Origin of the sequence: Arthrobacter sp. UYCu712 (genome assembly GCF_040547005.1) — a bacterium.
Lineage (GTDB): Bacteria > Actinomycetota > Actinomycetes > Actinomycetales > Micrococcaceae > Arthrobacter.
Window position 1 is genome coordinate 26,394 of record NZ_JBEPOZ010000005.1, and the last position, 26,989, is coordinate 53,382.

Consider the following 26,989-nt stretch of genomic DNA (forward strand, 5'->3'; position numbering starts at 1 on the left):
CGACTGAAGCTCCGGATTTCCGGAGCTTCAGTCATTTAACGGTGCTGGTTACGGCCGGCCGCCGGGGAGCCCGCCGAAGAGGCTGCTGATGAGCCCTGTGCCCAGCGCGACGGCGGCCGGAAAGTGCGCCTTGCCGAGCGCCAGGGCAGCGCCGAACATGCCGATCATGGCGTAGGCGCTGACCGGGATCAGCACAAACCATTCCCGCCGCGAACCCGCCCGGCCCAGCAGCGGGATGGAGAACGCCCCGTTGGCTTTCCAGACGTCCTTGAGCAGCGGCAATTTTCGCAGGACCTTCGGCGGTTTGATCACAAGCGGCCAGAGCAGCGGCACTCCCCCGGTGGTGATCATGTCCCCCACAATGTGCACCAGCACGCCGGTAAGCATCGAGACGGGAAGCCAGGTCCACTGGTGCGGCGCGAACCACGTCACCAGTCCGGCCATGACCAGGGCGAAGACCCAGTTGCTGATCCAGCCGTACTTCGGGAAGAGCTTCAGGGCCTTCGCCGCGATGTTGATCATGAACATGCACAGCAGCCCGGCGCCCACGGACAGCAGTCCCCAGTCGGTCTGCAGCTGGAACTGCCCGGCCATCGCGGCGAGCAGCACGAAGAACGCCGCGCCCAGCACCGAGTGGGTGCCCTGCCGGTGCCCGCCGCTGGCGTTTTCGATGCCCACGGCAATCACGTTGGACAGCGGCGGCAGCGAGTGCGCGATCGTGCTGGAACGGTGGTCCCAGTCGCAGACCAGGGCCGTCCCCGCCGTCGCCATCCCGCCGATCACGATTCCGGTCGGATCCAGCGGGTACCAGCCCAGCGCGTAGGGCCCGGTCGAGGCGATCGCCACCCACGCCGCGGCTCCCGATGCGGCGTGATGTCCTCCCATCATTCTTTTACTTCACCGCTAGCGGTGCGTCGGAGAAGATGTTGCGGATGACGCCGTTGGCCCACTCGAGGATCTCGGCGTCCTGCAGGTCCCGGCCGCCGATCCGGGCGGTTTTCGGTTTCGGAATGAGCACCGCGTCGAGAGCCGGCTTGGCCTGCGCGCCGGGGTACATCCGGGTGAGGCGCATGAGCTTGGACTCGGGCAGCTGCGCCGGGGAGAACTTGATGAAGTTGCCCTGCAACGCGACGTCGGACAACCCGGCCTCGCGGGCGCCCACCCGGAACCGGGCGACGTCGATCAGGTTGGTCGCGGGCAGCGGCAGTTCGCCGTAGCGGTCCACCAGCTCGGCGAGGACCTCGTCGATCGCCTCATAGGTGATGGCGCCGGCGAGTTTGCGGTAGGCCTCCAGGCGCAACCGTTCGCCCGGCACGTAATCGTGCGGCAGGTGCGCGTTGACCGGCAGCTCGATCTTCATTTCGGCGGCCTTCTCCTCGGCCTCGCCCCGGTATTCGGCCACGGCCTCGCCCACCAGCCGGATGTAGAGGTCGAAGCCGACGCCCTGGATGTGGCCGGACTGCTCGCCGCCGAGCAGGTTGCCTGCACCGCGGATTTCGAGGTCCTTCATGGCCAGCTGCATGCCGGCGCCGAGTTCGTTGTGCGTCGCGACGGCCTTAAGCCGTTCCAGCGCCACCTCGCCGAGCGGTTCCTCCGAGGGGTAGAGGAAGTAGGCGTAGGCGCGTTCCCGGCCGCGGCCCACCCGTCCGCGCAGCTGGTGCAGCTGGGACAATCCGTACTTGTCCGCGCCGTCCACGATCAGGGTGTTGGCGTTGGAGATGTCCAGGCCGGTCTCGATGATGGTGGTGCAGACGAGGACGTCGAAGCGTTTTTCCCAGAAATCCACGATGATCTGTTCCAGCCGGCTCTCGGACATCTGCCCGTGCGCCACCTCCACCCGGGCTTCCGGGACCAGTTCGCGGATCTTAGCCGCGGTGCGGTCGATCGTGGACACCCGGTTGTGGACGAAGAACACCTGGCCTTCGCGCATCAGCTCGCGGCGGATCGCGGCGGAGGTCTGCTTGTCCGTGTACGGGCCCACGTAGGTCAGCACGGGGTGGCGTTCCTCCGGCGGGGTGGCCAGGGTGGAGGTCTCGCGGATGCCGGTCAGGGACATTTCCAGGGTGCGCGGAATCGGGGTGGCGCTCATGGCCAGGACGTCCACGTTGGTGCGCATCTTCTTGAGCGCCTCCTTGTGTTCGACGCCGAAGCGCTGCTCCTCGTCCACGATCACCAGGCCGAGGTCCTTGAAACCGAAGTCCTTGGACAGCAACCGGTGCGTGCCGATCACAACGTCCACGGAACCGGCCTTGACGCCGTCGGAGGTTTCCTTGGCCTCCTTGCCGCTCTGGAAGCGGGACAGCGGCTTGACGACGAGCGGGAAGCCGGAGAACCGCTCGGTGAACGTCTCGTAGTGCTGCTGGGCGAGCAGCGTCGTGGGCACCAGCACGGCCACCTGCTTGCCGTCCTGGACGGCCTTGAACGCGGCCCGGACCGCGATCTCGGTCTTACCGTAGCCGACGTCGCCGGAGATCAGCCGGTCCATCGGGATCTCCCGCTCCATGTCCGCCTTGACCTCGTTGATGGTGGTCAGCTGGTCCGGGGTCTCGACGTAGGGGAAGGCTTCCTCAAGTTCCCGCTGCCACGGGGTATCGGGGCCGAAGGCGTAGCCCCGGGAGGCCATCCGGGCCGAGTACAGCCGGATCAGCTCGCCGGCGATCTCCTTGACCGCTTTGCGGGCCTTGGACTTGGTGCTCGCCCAGTCCGCGCCGCCCATCTTGCTCAGCGCCGGAGTATCGCCGCCGACGTACCGGGTGACCTGGTCCAGCTGGTCGGTGGGCACAAAGAGCCGGTCGCCCGGGGCGCCGCGCTTGGACGGGGCATATTCCAGGACCAGGTATTCGCGCACGCCGTCGCCGCCCCCGGCCACCCGGCGCTGGATGAGCTCCACGAACCGGCCGATGCCGTGCTGTTCATGCACCACGGAATCGCCGGCCACAAGCTGGAGCGGATCGACGGCGTTCCGCCGCTTGGACGGCATCCGGCGCATGTCCTTGGTGGAACCGGCGGAGGTGCGGCCCAGCAGGTCCGCCTCGGTCAGCAGCGCCAGCTTGAGCGGATCCAGGACAAAACCGCGGCCGACGGCGGCGGTGGTCACCTCGATCAGCCCGGCCTGCGGGTCCGCATCGAGGGTGTCCACCCGTGCGCAGGGGATGTCGTTGTCGTGGAAAAGCTCTGCGAGGCGCTGCGCCGGGCCGGGGCCCTCGGTGACCACAACGATCCGCCACTGGTCCCGGACGCGGGAGCCGATGAAGTCCATCATTTCCGCCACGTCGCCCTGGTAGCCGCGGGGTTCCCGGGCGTGCAGGTTGAGCACGTCGACGTCGGGCAGCAGCTCTTCGTCGGTGGCCAGCGAGGTGATGGACCACCAGGAGACGCCGTGCTCGAGGGCGGCGGTGCGGGTTTCGGTCAGCGAACGGAAGCTGGCCGAATGCAGGGCTTCGGACGCCGCGGAACTCAGGACAGTATGCAATGCCAGAGGCACTGTGCCGCCGTCGGAGGCTATGGACCAGGCGGCTTCGAGGAATTCCTCGTTGGTGGCGGCGAGGTCGTGGGCCCGGGTGCGGACCTTCTCGGGCTCGATCACCACCGAGATGGAACCGGCCGGGAGCTGGTCCAGGAACGGAACCATGGCGTCCACCAGGACGGGGGCCAGCGATTCCATGCCTTCGACGGCGATGCCGCCGGCGATCTTCTCCAGCATGTCCGCGGCGGCCGGGAGCTGGGTCTTCAGGGTCGCCGCGCGGGACATGACGGAGGGGGTGATCAGGATTTCGCGGCACGGCGGGGCGTGGAGTTCGGTGGGGTGATGCAGGCCGGGCGCGGTCAGCGAGCGCTGGTCGGCGACGGCGAACCAGCGCATCTGGTCCACTTCGTCGCCAAAGAACTCGACCCGGATGGGGTGGTCCTCGGTGGGCGGGAAGACGTCCAGCATGCCGCCGCGGACGGCGAACTCGCCGCGCCGGGTCACCATGTCCACCCGGGCATAGGCGGCGTCCGCGAGGCTCTTGACGACACCGCTGAAGGGTGCGTCCTGGCCGACCTTCAGGGTCACGGGCACCAGCTCGCCCAGTCCGGCGACGATCGGCTGCACGACGGCGCGCACCGGGGCCACCACGACGCGCAGCGCACCGGCGGCGGACGTTTCGGGGTGCGCGAGCCGCCGCAGCACGGACAGCCGCCGGCCGACGGTGTCCGAGCGCGGCGAGAGCCGTTCATGCGGCAGTGTCTCCCAGCTGGGGAACTCGGCCACTGCGTCGGCCGGCAGGAAGGCGCGCAGGGCTTCGGTCAGGTCCTCGGCCTCGCGGCCGGTCGCGGTGACGGCCAGGACGACCGGCGCCGGACGGCCTGTTCCGGCGGCGCCGATTTCGTTCTTCGCTAGCGTCGCGAGTCCGTCTGCCATTTCCGCGAGCAGCGTGGACCGCATTCCGGCCGGTGCGCTGATCTGGTAGTCCTCGCTGCGGGCGGCGAACCCGCGGGCGGCCTCGGCCTGGACCCGGGCATAATTCCGGTCTTCGGCGAGGACACGGCGCAGACCGGTGAGAGAGGGGCCGTTGAGGCTCATAGCTGTTGCTCCTGATGGGATCACGGGAATGCAGGCAACACAAATAGCCGAAATTCGTGAGAATCCCGGGTCTTCCAAGCCTACCGCGCAGCCGGGGCCGGACCGCACGGGACGGCGGGCGCTGCCGGCGCGGGCCTGCCGCTCCGGCCCTGCCGCGCACGGCGGTGGGGGCTAGGCTGGGAGGACCGCCGCCGGACCGGCAGTCGACTGCAGCCGTCCGGCGCTGCCCGCACTCCGAATGCCTTATATGCGCAACGACAAGGAGCCTCCCATGAACGCCAAGCCCCAGGCCCCGAACCCGAAAACCGTGCTGGTCACCGGCGCCACCGGCTACATCGGCGGCCGGCTGGTGCCCCGGCTGCTGGAGGCCGGGCACACGGTGAAGGTCCTGGTCCGGACGCCGGCCAAGATCTCCGGTGTGCCGTGGCTCGAGCACGTCGAAGTCATCCAGAGCAGCCTCGACGACGACGCGGCGCTACGGGAGGCCCTGGCGGGAGTCGACGTCCTCTATTACCTCGTCCATTCCATGGCGACCGGGGCGGGCTTCGAATCCAAGGAAAAGGCGATGGCCGAAACGGCTGCCACCGCGGCTGCCGGTGCCGGCGTCGGACGGATCGTCTTCCTCGGCGGCCTGCACCCGGTCAACGCCGACCTGTCCACGCACATGCGCTCCCGGGAAGCGGTGGGCAAAGTCTTCCTCGACTGCCCGGTGGACGCCATCGTGTTCCAGGCGGGCGTCGTGATCGGCTCGGGTTCGGCGTCGTTCGAGATGATCCGCCACCTGTCCGAAACGCTACCGGTGATGCCCGCCCCCAGCTGGGTGCGGAACAAGATCGAGGCGATCGCCGTCCGCGATGTCCTCCACTACCTGGCGGGCGCGGCGTCGCTGGAGGGACCGGTCGACCGCACCTTCGACATCGGTTCGCGCCAGGTGCTGAGCTATGCCGGCATGATGCAGGAGTACGCCGCCGAGGCCGGACTCCCCCGCCGCTGGGTTCTGGCCCTGCCCGTGCCGGCGCCCAAGCTGGCCGGGCTGTGGGTGGCGCTGGTGACCCCGATTCCGCTGTCCATGTCCCTGCCGCTGGTGGAATCCCTCCAGCACGACGCCGTGTCCCGCGAACACGACATTGATGCCCTCATCCCGCTCCCGGAGGGTGGCCTGACCGCGTACCGCCGGGCCGTGGCCCTCGCCCTCGGCAAGGAGCGCGACGGCCAGGTGGAAACGACGTGGGCCAGCGCGGGCGCCGACGCCGATCCGCTCCCGTCGGACCCCGACTGGGCCGGGCACCGTGTATACGTCGACGAGCGCACCTACACCAGCGGGGTGGACCCGAAGCATGTCTGGACGATCCTCGAAGGCATCGGCGGGCGCAACGGCTGGTACTCCCTGCCCCTGGCCTGGCGGGTCCGCGGCTGGCTGGACAAACTCACCGGTGGGGCGGGCCTGTTGCGGGGCCGTCGGCACCCGCACCTGCTCGCCGAAGGCGAAGTGGTGGACTGGTGGCGGGCTGAGCGCATTGACCGCGGCCGGCTGCTCCGGCTGCGTGCCGAGATGCGGGCGCCAGGCCGGGCCTGGCTCGAGCTCTCGGTGGAGCCCGAGGGCACCGGGAGCCGTTACCGGCAGCGCGCTATCTTCTTCCCCAAGGGCCTCAGCGGCCGCCTGTACTGGCTCGCGGTGCTGCCGTTCCACAGCCTGATCTTCCCCGCCATGTCACGGAATATCACGGCCGCCGCCCGGAATCTGGAGCACCTCGAATCGGAGCCTGGCGGGCGCACCCCGTAGGATATTGGGAGCCCGAAGCGTCCAGTACAACAGCATTGGAGACCCCATGCCCCTGAGTGCATCCACCACCTTGCCCCACAGTGTTGACCGCGTTACCGCCGTTTTCGTGAACGAGGAATTCCTGCGCCACACGAGCGAATACGTCGGCGGCACGCTGGAATCCTTTGCCGTCGACGGCGACACGGCCGGCGCGTTTGTCACCACCACCGTCCGGACCATCCCCACCACCCGGATGCCGGACATCGCCCGGAAATTCGTCGGCGAAAGCCTCAAGGTGACCCAGGTTGAGACCTGGGCGGCACCTGCGGCTGACGGATCGCGGCAGAGCAGCATTTCCATGAAGGTCGCCGGCGCACCGCTGGACGTCAACGCGGTTCAGCGCCTCGTGTCCGTGGACGGCAGCACCCGGGTCGAACTCGAAGGCACCGTCACCTCGTCGGTGCCGTTCCTGGGCGGCAAGATTGCCGAAGCGGCCGAGCCCATGGTCGGCAAGGCCCTCAACATCCAGTCGCAGCAGGCCCAGGCCTGGCTCGAGAGCCACTAGCAGCGTGGACCTTCCCGCAATCCTTGCCGTCGTCCTGATCGTCGCCGGCGTCTGGTCCCTCGCCGTCTGGCCGCAATTCCTGCGCCGCGTGATGAAGGACCCCCGCGCCCGCGATGCCGGCGGCAAGCCGACCCGCTTCCTGACCGTACACATAGTCCTCGTCAGCATCTCCATGGTGCTGGGGGCGGCGACGGCGGCCATCGGGATCGCCGGTTTGCTCGCCTGACGGGAGCCTCGGCGGCCCGGCTTGCCGGACCGCCGCGGCCGCGCCGCTCCCCCACAGCAGTGCGCGCAGCGCGCGGGCACTAGACTCGGGGAAAATGCCGGTGAACTACCGAAAGGCGCCGCCCGTTGCGATCCCGCCGCCGTGTAGCCAAATGGGAATTCATCGCCTATGCGATCATCCTGGGCGCCATCGCCTTGTGGCCCACACCGGTGGACCGGACGGGTGCCGGGATGCTGATGAAGGCGCTCAAAAAGTTGCACGAGGCGGGCATGCCGGCCTGGATAAACTACGCCGTCGTGGAGTCCGCTGCGAACGTCGTCCTGTTCGTACCGCTGGGCGCACTGGTCGTCTGGATCCTGGGCAGGCGCTACTGGTGGGCAGGCGGGGCCGCCGGCCTGCTGCTGTCCGGCCTGATCGAAGTCGCCCAATTCGCCTTCCTGCCCGAGCGCTACCCCGCGTTGGCCGACGTCGTTGCCAATACCTGCGGAGCCACCCTCGGCGGCCTGCTCGCGCTCTTGGTCATGACTTTGCGTAGGCCCGTGCCAAACCCGCCCCCAGCACGTAATCTATGATCACACCACTTTTGTGTGAGGACCTCGGAATGCGGATCTCGGTAATCGGCTGCGGGTATCTTGGCGCCGTCCATGCCGCTTGTATGGCGAAGCTTGGTCACGACGTGGTTGGCGTCGATCTTGACGAAACCAAAGTGGCCCAGCTCTCCGGCGGGCACGCGCCATTTTACGAACCCGTTCTGGACGAGCTCTTGTCCGAGCTCGAGGAATCGGGCCGCTTGAGGTTCACCACCGAACTGTCGGCGGCCCGCGGATCCGAAGTCCATTTCATCTGCGTGGGCACTCCGCAAAAGCGCGGCGAAAACGCCGCGGACTTACGCTACGTCGATGTGGCGGTGGAGGCCCTGGCCGGCCAGGTGTCCCCCGGCGACATCATTGCCGGCAAATCCACCGTTCCGGTCGGGACCGCGGCGAGGCTTGCCGACATCATCGCCGAAGCCGAACCGGGCGCCACTCTGGTGTGGAATCCGGAATTCCTCCGCGAAGGCCATGCGGTGACCGACACGCTGAACCCGGACCGCCTGGTGTACGGCGTCCCGGAAGGCAACGAGGACCACCCCGCGGTGGCTGTCCTGGACCAGGTCTACCAGGTGCCGCTCGCCAAAGGCACACCGCGGCTGATCACCGACTACGCCACAGCGGAGCTCGTCAAGACGGCCGCCAACTCGTTCCTCGCCACCAAGATCTCGTTCATCAATGCCATGGCCGAGGTCTGCGAAGCCACCGGCGCCGACGTCACCCGGCTGGCCGACGCGATCGGCCTGGACGAACGGATCGGCCGGAAATTTCTCGACGCCGGCATCGGCTTCGGCGGTGGCTGCCTGCCCAAGGACATCAGGGCCTTTATGGCCCGGGCCGGCGAACTGGGCGCGGACCAGGCCTTGACCTTCCTGCGCGAGGTGGACGCGATCAACATGCGCCGCCGGACCCGCGTCGTCGAACTCACCAGGGAACTCTGCGGAGGCTCGCTCATGGGCCAGCGGATCGCCGTGCTCGGCGCCGCCTTCAAACCCGAAAGCGACGACGTCCGGGACTCACCGGCCCTCAGCGTCGCGGCGCAGCTCCAACTGCAGGGCGCCGTAGTGACGGTTACCGATCCCCAGGCCCTCGTCAATGCCGCCAAACGCTTCCCGGAACTGCCGCTGGAACCGGACCTGGAAACCACCCTGCGCAGGGCCGACGCGGTGCTGCTGCTGACCGAATGGAAGCTGTACCGCGAGCTTGACCCGTACACCACCCGGTCGCTCGTCTCGTCTCCGCGCATCCTCGACGGCCGGAACGTCCTGGACCCGTCCAAGTGGCGCGCGGCAGGCTGGATCTACAAGGGACTCGGCCGGCCCTGAGCCCGGCCGGGTAGGGCCGCGCTCCTGCGCGGCGGAGGACCGGCGCCTAATGGGAAAGGGCCTGCCCGAGCGCGTCTTCCGCGGCGACCCAGGAGAGCATGGCGCACTTGACCCGGGCGGCGTACCGGGCCACGCCCTCAAAGGCCGCGGCGTCGCCCAGGATCTCCGGGTCGGCCGCCACCTTGCCGCGGGAGCGCAGCACCTCGCGGAAGCTGCCGATCACGGCGCGCAGCTCCTCCGGGTCCAGGCCCTCGGCCAGGTCCGTCAGCACGGACGCCGACGCCATCGAAATCGAGCAGCCGTCCCCGTCCCAGCGCACTTCCCTGACCTTCCCGTCCGCGACGGCCACCCGGAGGGTGATTTCGTCACCGCACACCGGGTTCAGCTGATGGGACTGGCCGCTGCTTGCGCCGTCGGGAACGGCCGTTCCGTTCAGCCCGCTGCCATGCCGGGCCTTGGAGTGCTCAAGGATGATCTGCTGGTAAAGCTGGTCAAGACTCATGTACTGCCGTCCTCAGGCTTGGAAGTATCCCCGGACGCCGGCGACGGCGTCGAGAAACGTGTCCACGTCATCCGTGGTGTTGTAAAGGTAGGTGCTGGCCCGGGTAGTGGCCGTCAGTCCAAGACGGCGGTGCAGCGGCTGGGCACAGTGGTGCCCCACCCGCACGGCAATGCCCCGGCTGTCCAGGAACTGCCCGACGTCGTGGGCGTGGACGCCGGCGACGTCGAACGCCGCCAGCCCGATCCGCTCCTGGCCGGCCGTCGGGCCCAACACCCGGATTCCCGGGATGGACTCAAGGCCCGCCACGAGGCGCTGGCCCAGCTGGGCCTCCCAGGCGTGGATCCGGGCCATGCCTGTCTCGCTCAGGTAGTTCGCGGCGGCGGCGAGGGCCACGGCCTGCGAGATCTTTTGGGTACCGGCTTCAAAACGCTGCGGGCTGGGCAGGAAGCCGGCCCGTTCCATCGTGACGGTGGTGATCATGGAGCCGCCGGTCAGGAATGGCGGCATCGCGTTGAGCAGCTCAGACCGGCCGTACAGCCCGCCGATTCCGGTCGGTGCCAGCATCTTGTGTCCGGAGAAGACGGCGAAGTCCACGTCGAGTGCTTTGACGTCGAAGGGCAGGTGCGGCGCGGACTGGCAGGCGTCCAGCACGACAAGGGCCCCGGCGGCCCGGGCCAGGGCGACGAGCGCGGGCACCGGGTTGATGGTGCCAAGGACATTCGAGGCATGGGTGAAGGCGAGGACGCGCGTCCGGCTGCCGATGATGCGTGCGGCGGCGCCGAGGTCCAGGGCTCCGGCGTCATCGACGGGGATGAAGCGGAGGGTCGCTCCGGTCCGTTCCGCCAGCTGCTGCCAGGGGATGAGGTTGGCGTGGTGTTCCATCTCCGTGACCACGATCTCGTCGCCGGCGGCCAAGGCGAAGCGGGCGGCTTCGGGGGCAGCCCCGGGCAGCGAGGCGTTCAGGAAGGAGTAGCTGAGCAGGTTCAGGCCCTCCGTGGCGTTGGAGGTCCAGATCAGTTCGTCCGGTTCGGCTCCGATGAAGGCCGCGACGGTCTCCCTAGCGTCCTCGAAGGACTCGGTGGCCTCCACCGCGAGGTGGTGGGCACCGCGGTGGACTGCCGAGTTCCGTTGCTCATAGAATTCCTGCTCGGCTTCAAGCACGCTGAGCGGGTTCTGCGAGGTGGCACCGGAGTCCAGATACACCAGGGGGCTGCCGTTGACGGACTGGCTCAGGATCGGGAAGTCATTGCGGATCCTCAAGACCTCATCGTTGCCCAGCGCCATGGCTGAGCGGAGGAGGTGGGCTGGTGTGGCAACCATGGGGGATACTCCTGGATCGGCGATCGCTGCGGCGCACCGTGCCCGAAGGCCCTCGAGGAGACAAGCACTATTACGTCACGCAGATTAATCCTAATTATCCCATGCTTCGACGGTTGCCTTGGGCGGCACCGGGACGGGGCCCACTCCCCGTCGCTGATCAGCAGCTCAATTGAGGCCTCTTCGCCACTCGGGGTACCCCGCTGACCTGGACTGCTATCTCTGGACCTTTTATAGGGAGCCGGCGGCGGCTGGGGGGAGAGCCTCGGTCTCAGAAGGCTCTGACGCCGCCGGCTCCGACCTTGGCGCACGGCTGCCGGTCGGGACACCGTGCGATTCCAATGAAGGAGTTGGAAGATGGGAAGTGTTCGCGCGACCACTTTTAATGGTGGCAGTAGCTTCTTCAGCAATCAAGGGTCGGCTTGTGGCCACCCTTTCCGGCTGTTCTGGCCCGCGTACGGCGACCGCCCTGGATTTTCTTATATGAGACCCCTCGTCGGGAACTGTCTTAATTGAATACCCCTGGGCCATACCTGTGCACGAGTAGCGTTTACCCGACTTCTCTTTCCTAATCCCGGCCGCACTACTTGGTGGTACTCCCGCCGGGCCCGCCGGCCACCCGCGAAGTACGCAGGGCCACTGTCACCGCAGCTCGGGGAAATCCTCGCGCACCGCTAAGGAGTGCTGGATCTTCCGGTTCACATCGAGGAGCTCCGCCCGCCGGCTGATGCCAAGTTTGGCGAAGATCCGGCTGAGGTGTCCCTCGACGGTCCGGGGCGACAGGGAGAGGGCAGCCGCTATGTCGGCATTGGAGGAGCCGCCCGCCACGTGCTCCAGGATCTCCGTCTCGCGCGCCGTCAGCCCGGGGCCACCCTCGCTGTGGACAACGTCCATGTATTCGGACATGCCGGCATCGACCATCAGGTGGTGCAGTCTGCGTTGGACAGCGGTGAGCTTCCACCGATCCGGGCTGTTTTCCAGGCAGGCCGCCGCCTGTTGGGCCGCGTCAAAGGCCAGCAGTCCTTGCCCCGCAGCGGTCGCTTCGTCGCTGATCGCGATCAGTCCGGCCGCGTCGGAGCCGGACACTGCGAGCGCGAAAGCCTCCAGGAGCCGCGCTTCCGCCCCCTCCACCGCGCCGCTGCTGGAAACCAAGGCGGGGGCGCTGCCGGTGTCGCCGCCGCGGAGGACAAGCCTTCTGATGTCTGTTTCAACTCCTCTGAGCCCCTGATGCTGCGCCAGGTCGGCCAATTCTCCCAGGCCGCGCCAGCCCCCGACCCGGCCGGTGAGGCGTTCCACGGCAAGGCAATAGGCCTCGGAGAGCAGCTGCAGGCTCGGCAGTCCGCGATAGGCGGTGGAGCGGAACTGCCGGGCCTGTTCCTGCGCCTCCCCCGGGTGCCCGGCCAGGGCGGCAGCATACCCGGTGACGGCGTGTGCGAAGGGCAGCATTTCCAGGGGATCGGCGATGATCAGTTCTTCCACGCCCAGGAACAGCTCCGCCAGGCTTTCCGGAATCCGTCCCTGGCGCAGCAAGGAGAACCCGCGCATCGCATGCAGCATCCCCCCGCTGTAAAGGAGGCGGGCGGGGCAGGCCGCGGCGTAGTCATCGAGCGCCCCGGCGAGCTCTCCCCATTCCCCTGCCCTGATAAGGCTCAGGCAGTGCCGTGCCAGCAGTTGTTCCTGGGCAAGTGGCAGCGCCTGGCCCGTGCCGCGGATGCCTGCCCAGGCTTCGCGGTCCAGCCGCAGTCCCGCCAGGAGAAGTCCCTGCGCGGTCTTCAGCTCGCCGAGGAGGGATACAGCCGGCAGATGGATTTCGGGGTTCCGCGCCGCCGCGTCGATCAGTTCCTGCAGACCGGCTTCAAGGTCCGACGACGCCCCGTCCCAGTTGCGGTGCATGATGTCGGCCGCCAGCGCCGCCGCGGGCGACTGCGCCCACAGCGACCCGTTCAAGGTCACGCCCGGACCGGTGGCGGAAGCAGGGGCTGTTTCCGCTGCCGGCGGCGCCAGCACCAACCCTCCGGGGAGCATGGGGGCAAGTCGGGCCGCGAGGTACCAGGTACGCCCGTAGGGCAGGGGATGCGCCGCCCGAAGAAAGGACTCGGCGTCGTCCGGCCGGCCCAGGATGTAATGCGCGTAGGCCAGCTGGATCCTGGCTTCCGGTAGGAACTGCCCATCGCTGACGGCGCGGGCGGCCTGGACGGCGGCGGTCGGGTCCAGATCCGTGTTGCGCGCCTCAGCCGCCTGGATCAGCTGCTCCGGCGGGACATGCGCTCCGCAGTCCAGCGACCAGCGGAGCTGGTTCTGGAATGTCTCGGGCAGTACTGGCCCGGCCGAGGGCAATGCGAGGAGGCGCTCGCGCAGGGCTGCGCTCTGCCCGGCCGGCGCCCGGCGGCGGATGATCTCGCCCAGCAGCATACTGGCAGGCCGGACTGTACGGTCATGTCCAGGTGAGACCGTGATGATTCCTGCCGCTTCCAGGGCATCCACGGCTTTCGGGCTGCTGAACCTCACGATCTGGCCGAGGGAGAGCGGCCCGGCCAGGGACACGATGGTGGCGACGATTCGTTCTTCCGGAGTCATGGAGCGCAGCTGCTGGTCGATGACGTCGGCGGCCGGGACCCCGGCCAGATCGGGATTGGCCCGGAGGAACCACACACCGTTCCGAAGCACGAGGGCCCCGCTGGTCCGGGCGTGCTCGATCAGTGACATGAGCATCAGCGGGTTGCCGTCCGCCACCTGGGAGAACACCGCGCTCACCCAGGGCGAGACGTCCGCCCGGAGCACGTGTTCGCAAAGCTCGTGGACGCCCGGGCGGCTGAGCCGTGACAGCTCGAACTTGGCAAGGAGCCCATCGTCCCAGAGAGCCAGGAATTCCTCCGGGATAAACGCCCCGGGCCGGCTGGTGGCGAGCAGGTCCGCGGCGCGCGTGGCAACGGCCAGCGCCAGGAGGTGCGTCGTCCCCCGGTCCAGGCAGTGGGCGTCGTCAATGACAAAGAGCGGCCGGTTTGCCTCCGCTTTGAGCCGGCCGGTCATGGCCTGCTGGACGGCGGCCTGGGAATCCAGTTCGTGGTCCGGCAGGTCCGACAGGTAGGGCGCCAGGGCCCCGAACGGCACCGCGGCCAGCGCCCGCGTGGCGGTCAGCCGAATCACAGTTCCGGCGGGCCGCAGTTCGCGGACCACGGCCCTGGACACCGCCGTCTTGCCCGTTCCTGCCGCCCCGATGATGAGGGCACCGGAGAGTGAGTCGTCGCGCAGGCACCGCACCACATCCTTGACCAGGCCGGACTGCCCTATCAACGGTGGGAATTCAGCGAGGCTTTCCAACCAGGCCACCTCCCCCGCTAAAGGGCCCGGACCCGGCCGCCAGCGCGGCCGGAGCGGGTTCAGCCGAGCCGGGCGCTTTCCGCCGGAGTGGAGATGACATCGTTGAGTTCCGATCTGCTGGCCACATGCAGTTTTGAGTACACCTGGTAAAGGTGGCCCTCAACCGTGCGGACCGAAACATGCATCTGTTCCGCGATCTTGCGGTTGGAGGTTCCCGCAGCGGCCCTGACGGCGACTTCGCATTCCCTGGCCGTCAGCGTCGAGGTCGTGAGCGAGTGCAGTCCGTTCTTCGGGCTGCCGAACCTGTCATCGAGCGACTGCTGCGTGCGCTGGCCGATCCGCAAGGCAATCCGGTTTCCGGCGTCGTTGGCGCAGCTGACTGACTTGCGGGCGGCGTCCCTCGCGAAAATGGCATTGCCGGCGGCGTCGGAGTCCTTCGACGCGGCCAACAGCTGGTCGCTGTCCGATGCCTTCACGCCGTCGGCAAGCCGCGAGCACAGGCCCGCGAAATGTCCGGTGACGCGGGCGGCCAGGGTCCCGAGCCTCAGCGCCATCTGGCGGTCGCCGAGCCTGGCCGCGGCGGACAGGAACAGCAGCCCCGGGGCCAGCGCCGAGGATTCCGTGTCACGGTCTGCCTCGGCCACGAGCGCACGGATGGCCGTCGCCCGCTGTCCGAGTTCAGCCAGGGCACAGAGCTCGAAGTACCGCGTCATCCGGCCTACCAGCCAGGACGCATGCGGCTGCAGCTGGGCGAGCTCTGCGAGCTGCAGGCTGGCTTTCTCCTCGTCACCGTGCAGGCCCGCGGCGTAGGCGTAGGCGGCCACGGCCAGGCCTGCGACGGCATCGGGGTCGTGGGCCAGGAGCTGCTCCATGCCGGCCTGGAGCCGGGGCAGCGCGTCGTCGAGCAGCCCCGCATGAAGGTCGATGACCCCCTGCCCGATCTCAAACATCCCACCCAGCCGTTCCTGGGAGTCATCGGTGGCGGAGGCGCTCACCAGGAAGGAGGCTGCCTCCCGGAACTTGGCCGAGAGCAGCATCAGGAGCAGGAAGCGGCCCCTGACCTCGCGCATGGCCCGGTCCGCGAGCGGTACCGTCACTGCTGAGGAAAGAATCTGCCTGCCGAGACCCAGGGAACCAATGACGTTGCCGGTGACAGCCATGGCCTCGCAGCGCAGGCTCGCGGTCAAGATCCCTGCTTCGGTGTCCAGGTTGCTTCCGTCCGCGTTATCGGTCATGGACAGCACATCCTGGTAGCGGCCCTCGAAAACTGCGAGTTCGGTCTCGGCGAGATGCAACCGCGCCCAGGCCGAGTCCAGGACAGCAGGGTCCGCGTCGGGTTCGGCGGAGAGCCGCCTGCTGATCTCCTGCAGCCTGGCCCGGGCGTCGGCCGTCGTCGGGATGCTGCGCCGGTCCAGTTCGGCGCGGAGAAGCTGCAACGACGTCCAGTCGGCGAGCGGAATCCGGTCGCCGGCAGTGTGATCCAGTGCCGTGAGTACACGACGGGCGGAGTCGTGATTGTTCGCCGAGATGTGTGCATGCACCGATTCGACGGCGGCCCGGGAGGCTGCCTCGGAATCCTGGATCTCGTGGAGGAACCTCAACGCCGCGGCAGGGTCCGATGAGTCGTTCGCCATCCGTGCGGCTAACAGGGCCGTCGTCGGACTGATGTGCTCGCCGCAGTCCAGGGCCCATGAGACACCGGCTGATCCGCCGGCGTCCGGATGCTCTGAGTCCTCGAGCACCGCTGTCAGCCGGCGGCGGAGCTCCGCGCTGCGCCCGGGGGGAACCACACTGGCAACGATGCCTGCCGACAACCGGTTGGCCACGCTGACCATCGGTGGGTGGTCATGGCTGACGTAAATCAGCGCGCGCTCCTGCAGGGCATCCATATCCTGCGGGTTCGCGATGCTCATGAGCGTCTGCAGGGGGACGGCCCCGGCAAGGGCCAACAGTTCAAAGACATCGCGCTGGCCCGAGGTGAGACGGTTCAGGCGGGCCTTCACCACGTCGCGGATCTCCCCGGTCAGGGCGATGGGTCCGTTGCCCAGGACCCAGACGCCGTCCTGGCGGCCGACCGTTCCGAGTTTGACCTGCTCCCTCGCGAGCGAATGGAGGAAGAGTGCGTTCCCTCCGCTGGCGCTCCACAGGGCCCGGGCTGCGGCATGGGAAAACTGGCCGCCGTATTCGTGGCTCAGGGAGGCCGCAACTTCAGCGAAGTCGAACGGCTCAAGGTCCATCCGCCGCAGAAGATCGTCCTTCCAGAGTCCCATGATGTCCCCGCCCACGCGGGGAAGGTCGATGCAGGCCGCCAGGAGGGTGACGTGTTCCCCGGCGCTGAGCTGGGCCACCATCATGCTGGAGAGTTCGTCAAGGTCGTGGGCGTTGTCCACGAAGAGAACGATCCTGCGGCCCTGGGCCTTGTTGTGGAGTACCTGGGTGAGCCCACGCAGCACCATCAGCGGGTGCTCGAGGTGGGACGCGTCGAGGTCGTTGAGCAGAACGCTGAGCGCCCCGTAAGGAAGTTTGGACGAAATGGAGCTGCCCCGGACCTGGATCACTGCGTAGTCCGGGCCGAGCTGTTCGAGCGCGCGCTGGGCGATGAAGGATTTTCCGGCCCCGTGCTCCCCCACTAAGACGACGCCGCAACCGGAACCCGCCGTCAGCGTCTCGACGACGTCCGCAACGATCTGGCTGCGGATATATGTTTTCTCGTAGCGCCCCTGGGCAAGGCGCTGGGCTGGTGAAATCGCATCTGTTTTGCCGCTGCCCGCGGGCAGCCCGACGTCTTGCTGAAACATAAGTGAGACCTTCGCAATCAATGGTTGTCCAGTGATATCTCCAAACTATGGAGCGCGGGACAATTGGGGATGCGTAAGTGGTACTCGAATACGCGGCGGGTACTTGGCCCTGTTCTACGTGGCTGTACTCAGATCGCTAGGGCACCCGGGGTGCCGCAACCAAGTAGTCGGCGCGGCGGCCCGAGTGTCCGCCGACGTAGCGCGGGCTTGCCGGCGTCACCGGGCCAGTAGGCGCGCTACCCACGGCAGGGTGGGCGTACTTGGACGGGACAGCGTACCCTGGCGCTACTGGTCTCCGGCGAGGCCGGGGAGCTGGTCCCGTCCCTTGACGTTGAGCTTGGCGTAGCTCCGGTACAGGTGTCCTTCGACTGTCCGGATGGATACTTGCAGCTCGGACGCGATCCTCCGGTCGCTGAGCCCGCGGACGGCCAAGGCAACGATGTCCCGTTCCCGCCGGGTCAGGAGTCCGAGGTTGTCGTCGGGGCCGTCCGGGGCCTGGTCCTGGGCGTTGTCTGCCCGGTCCAGGCACCGCTTTCGATGGGACGTCGCCATCCGCTCCCGCAGTGAGTCTCCGGCCGCCCGGTAGACGTGGGCGGCAGCGTCGTAGCTCAGGGCTGCGAAGCCCCACAGTTCGGCGTCTTCGCAGCTCTTGGCAGCCGACAGATGATCTGCGGCCAGGTCCGTGCTCACGGCGGCCGCATAGTCGCAGATTGCCGCCGCCCTCCGGCCCTCCAGCCGCGGCCTGAGCTCCAGCACCCGGGAGGCCGCGTCCCGGTCGCCCAGGGCGAGACAAAAGGCGAGCGCGTCGAGCTCCAGGCCGTCAGTGTTCCGCTCGGGGTCGGGCCGGCCCAGGAGCCGGAGTTCCGCGATGGCCCCGGGATGGTTTCCCAGCCGGGCCTTGCCGTACACCACGGCCATCCGCGCGAGTGTACGCAGGTAGCGGGACACCGCCGGAGGCACGGTCTCGTAGTCAGTGAGGAACATTTCGGCCTTCACCTTGGCACCGACTTCCGCGGCGGCGGCGAATGCCATGGCCGCGGTTAGGCCGAACAGCTGCTGGGGATCCGCGAGCCGCAGCGACTCCAGTGCGCCGCTAAGGGTGTTCTGCGCCTGGGCCGCCTTGCCTTGGTACAGCAGGATAATGCCGTGCGCCGCATGCACACCGCCACCGAACGAGATCAGGCTGGGCCCGGTTCCCGCCGCAAAGCGCGCCAGCAGCGTCTCGGCCGACTGCCAGTCGCCGCCATGAACCACGGCCGCGGCAGCCCGGACGACGAGGAAGTCCGTGAGGAAGTGCAGTTCCTCGTGCCCGGCTCCGGCGGCCCTCAGGGCTTTGGACGCCACGTCGAAGGCGCTCACCGACTTGCCATCGACGAGGAGCCGTTCGGATTCAAGGGAAAGCCTGAAGGCCTCGTCCAGGTGGTTGGCCGGCGGCACCGGTGCGGCTGCACCGGCACCCGGACTCGTGTCCCCGCGGAACTCTCCGGCCATTGCCTGGACCATGCTCCGGATCGTCGCGTACCGCTCCCTGGTGGCCGCAAGGATCCGCGCCGCTTCGGCCGGTCTTTCCTGCGCCAGCCGCTCACCGGACCGCAGCAGCATGTCCGCCCGTTCCGTGATGTCGGCCGGCGAAAGGCCCTGGGCGGACAGAACGGCGGCCCACAGCAGGGTTCCGGTCAGGAGGCTCGAGAGGCTGTGCCCCTTGCCGAAGTCAGCCTCAAGGAGGTCCCGTGCGATGGCGAAATCGGACGTGTTGTAGTGCGTCCGCGCCACCACCGACCGGGCCGCTATCTGCAGTTCGGGGTCCCGGACCAGGGACGCGGCCTTGCGGGCCAGATCGTCCTGGTAGAGCCGGCTTGCCAGCACGGCGGCCCGGAGCAGCTGCCGGTCCTCCAGCTCCGCCCCGCACTCCATGGACCAGCTCACCTGGCGCAGCAGCCCTTCGGCCGACGCCGGCTCAGAGTCCATGAGGCGCAGCAGGCTCTGCCGGAGCTGGAGACTGCGCGCGGGCGAAATCAGGTTGCGCAGCGTGTCAGCGTATACGGCGTGGCGTAACCGCAGCAGGGCATCGGTACCGGCGGACACCCGGATCAGCTCGTGTTCCATCAATGCCGCCACGGCGGCTTCACCGACCACAGCCTCGATCAGTTCCTTGGCCACGGGCTCGGCGAGCGCCACGAGATTCAGCGCCTGCCGTTCCTCCTGCGACCGCCTCAGCAGCTGCCTGCGGACGACGTCGGTCAGCCGGTCCCCATGGCTGTTCAGGGGCCGGGTCAGCAGCCAGACGTCGTTTCGCTGAAGGAGCGTTCCGTCGCTTTTCGCGTCGTCGATCAGGGAATTGAGCAACAGCGGGTTGCCTTCGGATGCTTCCCAGAGCAGCTCGGCGACGTTCGGAAGGACTTGCGGGCCCAGTTTGTGCTCCAGCATTTCCGTCGTCTGCGGCTGTGTCAGGGGACGCAGATCGTGCCGTTCGGCGATGCCTTCAAACCACAACTGCAGCAGCGGTTCGGGCAGGCCGGGCCGTGCTAGCGCCCCGACGAGCAGCTTCGACCAGCCGGCGGCGGCGAGGTCCACCAGGATCCCTGCCGTTGCCTCGTCGAGGTCGTGGGCGTCGTCGACAATCAGCAGCAACGGCTTCTGGGTTGCGCGCCGTTCCTCCTCCAGATGGGTCCACAACGTCCTCAGGACAGCCAGTTGCGAGGTCGCCTCCTGCACCGGGAGGCCGACGATGAAAGGGCCCAGCACGCCGTACGGGACGTGCGTCAGCGAGGGGCTGCCGTGGATGCGGATCGGTGTTACGTCGTGTCCGAGCTCGGCGATCACCGCCTCCATGAGGGTGGATTTCCCGATCCCGCGGTCCCCGAGCAGGAACACCGCGACGTTTGTGCCGCCCCGGATGGCCGCCACCGCTGCTGCCAGGTCTTCGGTCCGGCCGGTCAGGACGGCTGGGGCCGAGGCTCCGGCGGCGGCCGCACGTACCCTAGATGAGTCCAAGCAAATCACTCCGCGACGAAACTCCAAGCTTGGTGAACACCTGGTACAAGTGGCCCTCCACGGTCCTCACGGAAATACCGATATCAAGCGCAATGTCCTTGTTTGAGACGCCGTTGCCGGCGAGGGTCGCTATTTGCCGTTCCCTGTCGGTCAACAGCGGACCCTTGTTCCGGGGCGTGATGGGCAGGGCGGGGACGGACTCCGAGAGTTTGTCCAGCATCGTGTGGGCTGTGCTGGCGGTCCCGCTCAGCCCTTCGGCCTGGGCGAAGTCAAAGGCCAGCGCGGCGCACCGGGCCTGGACAGCGTCCAGTTCCAGGCTGGCGGACAGTTCGGCCGCTTCCAGCATGATCGCCGCATCCTTCTTCCGGCTGCCCACGGCGACGGTCCGGGACAACTCCGCGAGCGGGCCCTGGCGCCTGTCGGCGATGTCCTGCATAAAAAGGAAATCCTTGGAGGTGCCGTTGACGGTGGCACCGAACATACAGATTCCGGCCAGGGTGTAGCGGCCGGCACGGAAATGGGCTTCAGCCGAGTGCACCAGCCGCTCCCTCGCTTCCGGGTCCCCCAGCCAGCGCGAGGCCATGTCCATGCAGAACTCGACGGAGCTCCGGATCGTGAACCGGGCCGGGCCCTCCGCGGACCGCGCCCGGTCGAGGTAGATGCTCGCCTGCACGGAATTGCCGGTCTGGGCGTAGGCGAAAGCAGTGGCGGCGTAGGCCTGCCGGAGGGAGTGCAGGCTCGACCTCACCTCAAGCTGCGCGATCGCGGCAAGCAGCGGATCCAGCGCCATGTAGCCGCGGCCGGCATAGACGTAGGCGAGCCCGACGGCGAGGTCTGTGGCGGCGCTCCCGGAATGCAGACCGTGACCGGCCCGTCCGCTGGCATCCTTCAGCATGTCGATGCCCTGGCGCCAGTACCCGGACAGCAGCAGTACGTTGAACGATCGCCAGGCGTAATTCTCGCGGATCCGGGGAATATTGGACCATTCACCCAGCTGTCCGCCAATTTCGCGCATCAGTGTCCGGGCGTCGAGCTCCTTGCCCGTCAGGCACAGAGCCTCCATCAGGATGATGGCGCAGCGGAGCTTGTGCACCGGGTCGATGTCGTGTCCCTCGGCCGTGGCCGCCGCGGCGAGCCGGTCCATCATGGGCTCGAAATCACCGATGAAAGAGAGGAAGTTGAACTCGCAGAGGTCCAGGCACAGTGCCGCCCGGGTGAGCTCCTCCGGGGCGTGGGCGGGGGCATTCACGGCGGGCTCGTGCAGCCGGAGCCGGGCCTGCCGGATCATCTCGGGGACCTTGCCGGACCGGTCGTCCAGCCATGCCATGCAATCGGCCTTGGCTGCAACGAGCTCGGCAAACACCGCCGGGCCCAGGGCGTTGACCTGCGTCTCCGAAATGTCATCCAGCGCCGACATGGCCTGCTGCGGCAGCCCCAGCTGCAGGTACGCCGCCGATTTCTGCAGCTGGCCCTCGGCCCATTCCGGGTCACCCGGGGCCAGGCTGCCGGCACATTCGAGTGCGAACTTCGGATCAAAGAGTCTGACAGCGGCCTCGGCCGCCGCCAGTGCGTGGGCAGGGGCGAGCGGGGCATTGCAGTCGTGGGTCCATGCCGCGTAGGCGAGCAAGTCTTCGACGGTCAGCTCGCCGAGCTCCTCCGGCCGGTGCCCCGGGACCTTGTCCCGCAACTCCAGGCGGCGCTCCACTGTGAGCCAGTTGCGGACGATGTCGCCCAGGTAGCGGTCCCCAAGCGAGACGAAGTGCCGGTCCGTGCGGTCGACGACGATCTGGCCCGCGTCCTCCATGTCCGCGATGACACCCGCACCGTACATCCTTGCCAGCCGGGACAGGGCCATGGCCCGGGCGCAGGAAAGCACCTCAATGACCTCCCGTGCCACGGGTGATTCGCGGGCATATCGGGCCCGGACGATGTCCTCCAGCCCGGTGCGGCCGTCCAGGACAACTTCGTCGAGCAGGGTCCAGACCGATCCGGACAACACCAGGTTCCCGCGTTCGATCTGTTCCGAGACCACGGCCTGCAGCAGGGTGGGGCTTCCGCCGACGAGCTGGTGCATCTGGCTCGCGAGGGCGCTTGAGACGCGGTGGCCCAACGCGGTCTGCAGCACGTCCAGGGTTTCGACCCCGGTGAAGTTCGCGAGCCGGACTTCGGCCAGCTGGCCGGTCGTGATGAGCCAGTAGAAATCCGGAGGCAGGTCGGTGCTGCGTTGCGCCGTGGCGATGAGCCGGGCCGTCTGTGTCTGGAGCAGGTTGAGCAGCACCCCGGTGCTCAGTTCGTCCAGGGCGCCGGCATTGTCCAGCAGGATCACGCACGGCCGCCCCGCGGCGTCGTCGCGGATCAAGGACGTGATGCCGTGCAGGATGGCGGTCGGGGACCCGAGCGAGCTTTGCGGCAGGCGCGCCAGCGTGAACCCCAGGCAGCCGTATGGGGTGGCTGCCCCTGCTCCGGGGCTCCGCAGCTGCAGGGTGTAGAACTCCGGTCCGAATCCGGCCAAGGCGGTCCGCCCCACCAAAGTCTTGCCGACGCCCCGTCCACCGGTGACCACAACGCCTGTCCGGCCGTCAGCCAGCAGCGCCTCACGAACCCTGTCGGCGTCGGCGGAGCGCGCTAGACCGGACCACCTGTGCCTGTTGACCGGACCGGCAGTGTGTTCTTCGGCGGGTGCCAATGTAGTGGAAACATTTCCCCAGCCCAGTGAATCCCTCGACATCTAGTTTCCTTCGTACCGCTTGGCGGACACCAACCCCAGAATGCCCGCTTAGAAGTAGCGTATCCCTATCCCCCGACATGAGAGTAGAGCGATCATAGCGGGAATCCGGGAACCTTGGAAGAAATGTCCGTCGCCGCGGGACCGGCAACGGAACCTACGGTGCCTTGGCGGGGTGAAACTGCTGCTGGGCGGTGAGCAGGCCGGCGCGGACCAGGACTTCCACGGCGTCGGCGGCGGAATCGAGCAGGAACGGCAGTTCCTTTTTCTCGGCGGAGGAAAAGTCCCTCAGGACGTAGTCCGCGGTGTCCATCCGGCCTGGCGGCCGTCCGACGCCCACCCGTACCCGCAGGTAGTCCTTGGTGGCGAGGGCCTTCGAGATGTCCCGCAGCCCGTTGTGGCCGCCTTCGCCGCCGCCGAGCTTGAGTTTCACTGTGTTAAAGGGGATGTCAATTTCGTCGTGCACGGCGATGACGTGGCAGGGGTCGATGTCATAGAACCTGGCCAGCGCCGACACCGGGCCGCCGGAAACATTCATGTAGCTCAGCGGTTTGGCCAGCACCATCCGGGGCCCGCCGATGCCCAGGCGTCCCTCGAGGACCTGGGCCCGGGACTTGTGGGATTTGAACCCTCCGCCGAGGCGCCCGCCGAGTTCGTCGAGGACCATCTGCCCCACGTTGTGCCGGTTGTGGGCGTATTCGGCTCCCGGGTTGCCGAGGCCTATGATCAGCCAGTTCTCAGTCATGGGTCAGTCCTTCAGTGCGGCAGGCCGGTTCCGGGCGGGCGGGAAAGCGGTCTCAGAGGGGGGCTCAGCGGGCGGTCTCGGAGGGCGGAGACGACGGCGGCCGGGCCCCAAAGGGACCCGGCCACCGCAAGATTCGCCGGAATTACTCGGCTGCAGCCACGGAAGCGGCGGAGGTGGCTCCCTCGGAAGCCTCTTCCTCGGTGACCTCGGTGGCCTCGGAGATGTGCACCACGAGGGACTCGGCGTCGGCCAGCAGGACGGAGCCCTTCGGCAGGACCAGGTCGGACGCGTGGATGTGCTCGCCGGCCGCGCGGCCTTCGATGCTGACCTCGACGGAGGTCGGCAGGTGCGTTGCCTCGGCTTCGAGGGAGATGAGGGTCATTTCCTGGTTGTACACGTTGCCGGGGGCAAGTTCGCCGGTGACGTGCACGGGGACGTCCACGGTGACCTTTTCGCCGGTGCGGACGGTCAGGAGGTCAAGGTGCTCGATGATCTGCTTGATCGGGTCGCGCTGGATGTCCTTGACGAGGGCGAGGTGCTGTTCGCCGTTGATGTCCAGGGTCAGCAGGGCGTTGGCAACGCGGACTGCCAGCGTGGTGGACTTGGCCGGCAGCGTGATGTGGATCGGCTCTGCGCCGTGGCCGTAGATCACGGCGGGGATCAGGTTGGCCATACGTGCACGGCGGGCAAAGCCCTTGCCGAATTCGGTGCGGATTTCTGCGGCGAGCTTCTGCTCAGACATGGATATCTCCTAATGGACTAGCGGTGTGCAGCAAGGGCGGAGGTCTGTTAGCGACCTTCAACGCCGGGTGGCCGCGAGGCCGCCCTTCCGAAGGGAGATTCAGACCCAGTCGATAACGGATACCAGCAGTCCGGTTCCCGGTTGATTTCCATTAATTACGGAATCAAACCGAATGCCGGCGCTCTCCCTCGCCAAGGTTTCGTTACAAGGCTACCAGCGCCGGGCCCGGTTTCTGAAACCGGGCCCGGTTCTGAAACCAGGCGAACTAGGCGTTGCCGTCGAAGAGGCTCGTGACGGAGCCGTCGTCGAACACTTCGCGGATGGCGCGGGCGATCAGCGGTGCGATCGACAGCACGGTGAGCTGCGGGAAGCGCTTGTCGGCGCTGATGGGAAGGGTGTCGGTGACGACGACTTCGCGGGCTCCGGATTCGGCGAGGCGCTTGGCGGCCGGATCGGAGAAGACAGCATGGGTGGCCGCGATGATGACATCCTTGGCGCCGGCGTTCTTGAGCACCTGGACGGCGCCGGAGATGGTTCCGCCGGTGTCGATCATGTCATCGATCAGGACGCAGGTGCGGCCTTCGATCTGCCCGACGACGGTCTTGGAGACGGCCTGGTTGGGAACGGTGAGGTCGCGGCTCTTGTGGACGAAGGCCAGCGGCGCACCGCCGAGGCGCTCGGCCCACTGCTCGGCGACCCGGACACGGCCGGTGTCCGGGGAAACCACAGTGATGTTGTCCGCGGCCACGCGGGTTCGGATGTAGTCCGCGAGCAGCGGGATGGCCATGAGGTGGTCCACCGGACCGTCGAAGAAGCCCTGGATCTGGGAGGTGTGCAGGTCCACGCTCATGATCCGGTCCGCGCCGGCGGTCTTGTACAAGTCCGCGACGAGGCGCGCCGAGATCGGTTCGCGGCCGCGGCCCTTCTTGTCCTGGCGGGCGTAGGGGTAGAACGGAGAGACCACGGTGATGCGCTTGGCGGAGGCCCTCTTGAGCGAGTCGATCATGATCAGCTGTTCCATCAGCCAGTTGTTCAGCGGGGCCGGGTGGGCCTGGATGACGAAGGCATCGGTGCCCCGGACGCTTTCGCCGGCCCGCACGTAGATCTCGCCGTTGGCGAAGTCATAGGCATCCAGGGGCAGCAGTTCGGTGCCGAGCTCCTTGGCGATCTCCTTCGCCAGTTCGGGATGCGCGCGCCCAGCGGCTAGCACCAGCTTCTTCTCGCCGCGTGCCGTAATTTCGCTCATGTTTGCTAGCCCTCTTCTGTCGGTGCCGGAGTAGTGGAGGTTGGTGGGGTGGCGCCTGCGGCTTCGGCCAGCGCGGCGGAGATGGTGCCGGGGCGGTTCTCGAGGACCCAGCCCTCGGCGTTCCGCTGCTTCGCCACGGACACGGTAAGCGCGCCGGCGGGTACGTCGCGGCGGATGATGGCACCGGCGCCGCTGTATGCGCCGTCGCCGAGCTGCACGGGGGCCACGAACACGGTGTTGGATCCGGTGCGGACGCCCGAGCCGATGACCGTGCGGTGCTTCTTCTCGCCGTCGTAGTTGGCGGTGATGTTGCCGCAGCCGATGTTGGTGTCCTCGCCGATCTCGGCGTCGCCGGCGTAGCCGAGGTGGGAAAGTTTCGAGCCGCGGCCGATCGTGACGTTCTTGGTCTCGTAGAAGGCGCCGATCTTGCCGGTCTCCCCCAGCACCGTGCCGGGGCGCAGGTACGTGAACGGGCCGACGCTGGCGTGGGCGCCGATCGTGGAACCGGAACCGTGCGTGCGGATCACCTTGGCGCCCTCGCCGACGTGGACGTCGGTCAGGGTGGTGTCGGGGCCGACGACGGCGTCCCGCGCCACGGTCGTTGTCCCGTGGAGCTGGGTGTTGGGCAGCAGCCGGACGTCCTCGTCGAGGGTGACCGTGGCGTCGATCCAGGTGGAGGCCGGGTCCACGACGGTGACCCCGGCGCGCATCCAGGCCTCGACGGTGCGCCGGTTGAGTTCGGCGCCGAGGGCCGCGAGCTGCACGCGGTCGTTGGCCCCTTCGACCTGCCAGCGGTCTTCCGTGACGACGGCGGCCACCCGGCCGCCGGCCTCGCGGGCGAGGGCCAGCACGTCGGTGAGGTACTTCTCGCCCTGGGCGTTGTCGGTGGTGACGTGTGCGAGCGCGCTGCGCAGCACGGCGGCGTCGAAAGCGTAGATGCCGGAGTTGACCTCACGGATGCCGCGCTCGGCATCCGTGGCGTCCTTGTGTTCCCGGATGCCGGTGACCGTTCCGCCGGCGGCCCGGAGGATGCGCCCGTAGCCGGTGGCGTCGTCCAGCACTGCGGTTAGGACGGTGACGGCGTTGCCGTCGGCTTCGTGGGAGGCGACCAGCCCGGCCAGCAGCTGCCCGGTGAGGAGGGGGACGTCGCCGTAGGTGACGACGACGGTTCCGCTGAGCGGACCGCGCGAGTCGAGCGCCTCCAGGGCGGCTTCCACGGCGCGGCCCGTCCCGGGTACCTCGTCCTGGTCGACGATGCGGGCGTCCGGATCCAGCGCGGTGATGTGGGAGGCGACGAGTTCGCGTTCGTGCCGGACGACGAGCGCCAGCTCCTGCGGGTGGAGGGCGCGGGCGGCGGCGAGCGCGTGCCCCACGAGGGAGCGGCCACCGATCTCGTGGAGGATCTTCGGGGTACGGGACTTCATCCGGGTACCGGCACCTGCAGCTAGGACGATTACGGCGGCTGGGCCGGTATTCTCGGGGCTCACGTACGGGCTCTCCTTGCTCAGTGGCTTAACTCACGCCGCTGTTCGGTGGATCTGAGTGGCCGCGCGGCTGAGGCCGCATG

17 protein-coding genes are annotated in these 26,989 nt (G+C 68.0%); 5 read left to right on the forward strand and 12 right to left on the reverse strand.

Translation table 11 applies throughout. From position 1 onward, the window contains the following. Positions 1-48: 48 nt before the first annotated feature. Together ABIB51_RS06820 and mfd are read right to left on the reverse strand one after the other, a co-directional pair. On the reverse strand, positions 49-888 hold the full coding sequence (locus ABIB51_RS06820; RefSeq protein WP_354186756.1) for a metal-dependent hydrolase: 840 nt from the start codon (positions 886-888) through the stop codon (positions 49-51). A gap of 4 nt (positions 889-892) precedes the next feature. After that, complete coding sequence (mfd, locus tag ABIB51_RS06825) at positions 893-4,564, reverse strand: transcription-repair coupling factor (RefSeq protein ID WP_354186758.1); 3,672 nt, start codon at positions 4,562-4,564, stop codon at positions 893-895. Positions 4,565-4,835: 271 nt separating this feature from the next. On the opposite strand from mfd, the gene ABIB51_RS06830 reads away from it, so the two are divergent. The 5 genes from ABIB51_RS06830 to ABIB51_RS06850 all read left to right on the forward strand — a co-directional run bounded on the left by ABIB51_RS06830 (position 4,836) and on the right by ABIB51_RS06850 (position 9,032). Next, positions 4,836-6,347 (forward strand): SDR family oxidoreductase, encoded by a 1,512-nt coding sequence (locus ABIB51_RS06830; protein WP_354186760.1) that lies wholly within the window; start codon positions 4,836-4,838, stop codon positions 6,345-6,347. A gap of 46 nt (positions 6,348-6,393) precedes the next feature. After that, a complete protein-coding gene (locus tag ABIB51_RS06835; protein ID WP_354186762.1) occupies positions 6,394-6,891 on the forward strand; it encodes a DUF2505 domain-containing protein in 498 nt (165 codons plus the stop codon). Positions 6,892-6,895: 4 nt separating this feature from the next. After that, positions 6,896-7,117, forward strand: coding sequence for an SCO4848 family membrane protein (locus tag ABIB51_RS06840; RefSeq protein ID WP_354186764.1), 222 nt, complete (start codon positions 6,896-6,898; stop codon positions 7,115-7,117). Positions 7,118-7,242: 125 nt separating this feature from the next. Beyond that, positions 7,243-7,689, forward strand: coding sequence for a VanZ family protein (locus ABIB51_RS06845; protein ID WP_354186766.1), 447 nt, complete (start codon positions 7,243-7,245; stop codon positions 7,687-7,689). 29 nt (positions 7,690-7,718) lie between these two features. Further along, on the forward strand, positions 7,719-9,032 hold the full coding sequence (locus ABIB51_RS06850; RefSeq protein ID WP_354186768.1) for a UDP-glucose dehydrogenase family protein: 1,314 nt from the start codon (positions 7,719-7,721) through the stop codon (positions 9,030-9,032). A 46-nt stretch (positions 9,033-9,078) separates the two neighbouring features. Here the strand turns inward: ABIB51_RS06850 and sufU are convergent, their stop codons facing one another. The 10 genes from sufU to glmU form a co-directional block, all read right to left on the reverse strand. Further along, positions 9,079-9,534 carry a Fe-S cluster assembly sulfur transfer protein SufU gene (sufU, locus tag ABIB51_RS06855; RefSeq protein WP_354186770.1) on the reverse strand — a complete coding sequence of 152 codons (456 nt, stop codon included), beginning with the start codon at positions 9,532-9,534 and terminating at the stop codon, positions 9,079-9,081. Positions 9,535-9,546: 12 nt separating this feature from the next. After that, positions 9,547-10,854 carry a SufS family cysteine desulfurase gene (locus ABIB51_RS06860; RefSeq protein ID WP_354186772.1) on the reverse strand — a complete coding sequence of 436 codons (1,308 nt, stop codon included), beginning with the start codon at positions 10,852-10,854 and terminating at the stop codon, positions 9,547-9,549. Between the two features lie 639 nt (positions 10,855-11,493). Beyond that, on the reverse strand, positions 11,494-14,172 hold the full coding sequence (locus ABIB51_RS06865; RefSeq protein ID WP_354186774.1) for a LuxR C-terminal-related transcriptional regulator: 2,679 nt from the start codon (positions 14,170-14,172) through the stop codon (positions 11,494-11,496). Positions 14,173-14,231: 59 nt separating this feature from the next. Then, positions 14,232-16,970, reverse strand: a complete 2,739-nt coding sequence (locus tag ABIB51_RS06870) for a LuxR C-terminal-related transcriptional regulator (protein ID WP_354186776.1) — start codon at positions 16,968-16,970, stop codon at positions 14,232-14,234. A gap of 285 nt (positions 16,971-17,255) precedes the next feature. After that, entirely contained in the window at positions 17,256-19,964 is a 2,709-nt protein-coding gene (locus ABIB51_RS06875; RefSeq protein WP_354186778.1) for a LuxR C-terminal-related transcriptional regulator, read from the reverse strand. After that, positions 19,951-22,692, reverse strand: coding sequence for a response regulator transcription factor (locus ABIB51_RS06880; RefSeq protein ID WP_354186780.1), 2,742 nt, complete (start codon positions 22,690-22,692; stop codon positions 19,951-19,953). Before ABIB51_RS06880 ends, ABIB51_RS06875 begins: the two co-directional genes overlap by 14 nt. 154 nt (positions 22,693-22,846) lie before the next feature. Then, entirely contained in the window at positions 22,847-23,434 is a 588-nt protein-coding gene (gene pth, locus ABIB51_RS06885; protein ID WP_354186782.1) for an aminoacyl-tRNA hydrolase, read from the reverse strand. Between the two features lie 142 nt (positions 23,435-23,576). Beyond that, a complete protein-coding gene (locus ABIB51_RS06890; protein ID WP_354186784.1) occupies positions 23,577-24,176 on the reverse strand; it encodes a 50S ribosomal protein L25/general stress protein Ctc in 600 nt (199 codons plus the stop codon). 265 nt (positions 24,177-24,441) lie between these two features. Next, complete coding sequence (locus tag ABIB51_RS06895; protein WP_354186786.1) at positions 24,442-25,422, reverse strand: ribose-phosphate diphosphokinase; 981 nt, start codon at positions 25,420-25,422, stop codon at positions 24,442-24,444. Positions 25,423-25,427: 5 nt separating this feature from the next. After that, on the reverse strand, positions 25,428-26,909 hold the full coding sequence (glmU, locus tag ABIB51_RS06900) for a bifunctional UDP-N-acetylglucosamine diphosphorylase/glucosamine-1-phosphate N-acetyltransferase GlmU (protein WP_354186788.1): 1,482 nt from the start codon (positions 26,907-26,909) through the stop codon (positions 25,428-25,430). Positions 26,910-26,989: the final 80 nt, after the last annotated feature.

What these genes read in the sequence shown, in the direction of transcription:
- ABIB51_RS06820 (WP_354186756.1), bottom strand. Translation starts at nt 888, where the DNA reads ATGATGGGAGGACATCACGCCGCATCGGGAGCCGCGGCGTGGGTGGCG.
- mfd (WP_354186758.1), bottom strand. Translation starts at nt 4,564, where the DNA reads ATGAGCCTCAACGGCCCCTCTCTCACCGGTCTGCGCCGTGTCCTCGCC.
- ABIB51_RS06830 (WP_354186760.1), top strand. Translation starts at nt 4,836, where the DNA reads ATGAACGCCAAGCCCCAGGCCCCGAACCCGAAAACCGTGCTGGTCACC.
- ABIB51_RS06835 (WP_354186762.1), top strand. Translation starts at nt 6,394, where the DNA reads ATGCCCCTGAGTGCATCCACCACCTTGCCCCACAGTGTTGACCGCGTT.
- ABIB51_RS06850 (WP_354186768.1), top strand. Translation starts at nt 7,719, where the DNA reads ATGCGGATCTCGGTAATCGGCTGCGGGTATCTTGGCGCCGTCCATGCC.
- sufU (WP_354186770.1), bottom strand. Translation starts at nt 9,534, where the DNA reads ATGAGTCTTGACCAGCTTTACCAGCAGATCATCCTTGAGCACTCCAAG.
- ABIB51_RS06860 (WP_354186772.1), bottom strand. Translation starts at nt 10,854, where the DNA reads ATGGTTGCCACACCAGCCCACCTCCTCCGCTCAGCCATGGCGCTGGGC.
- ABIB51_RS06870 (WP_354186776.1), bottom strand. Translation starts at nt 16,970, where the DNA reads ATGTTTCAGCAAGACGTCGGGCTGCCCGCGGGCAGCGGCAAAACAGAT.
- ABIB51_RS06880 (WP_354186780.1), bottom strand. Translation starts at nt 22,692, where the DNA reads ATGTCGAGGGATTCACTGGGCTGGGGAAATGTTTCCACTACATTGGCA.
- pth (WP_354186782.1), bottom strand. Translation starts at nt 23,434, where the DNA reads ATGACTGAGAACTGGCTGATCATAGGCCTCGGCAACCCGGGAGCCGAA.
- ABIB51_RS06890 (WP_354186784.1), bottom strand. Translation starts at nt 24,176, where the DNA reads ATGTCTGAGCAGAAGCTCGCCGCAGAAATCCGCACCGAATTCGGCAAG.
- ABIB51_RS06895 (WP_354186786.1), bottom strand. Translation starts at nt 25,422, where the DNA reads ATGAGCGAAATTACGGCACGCGGCGAGAAGAAGCTGGTGCTAGCCGCT.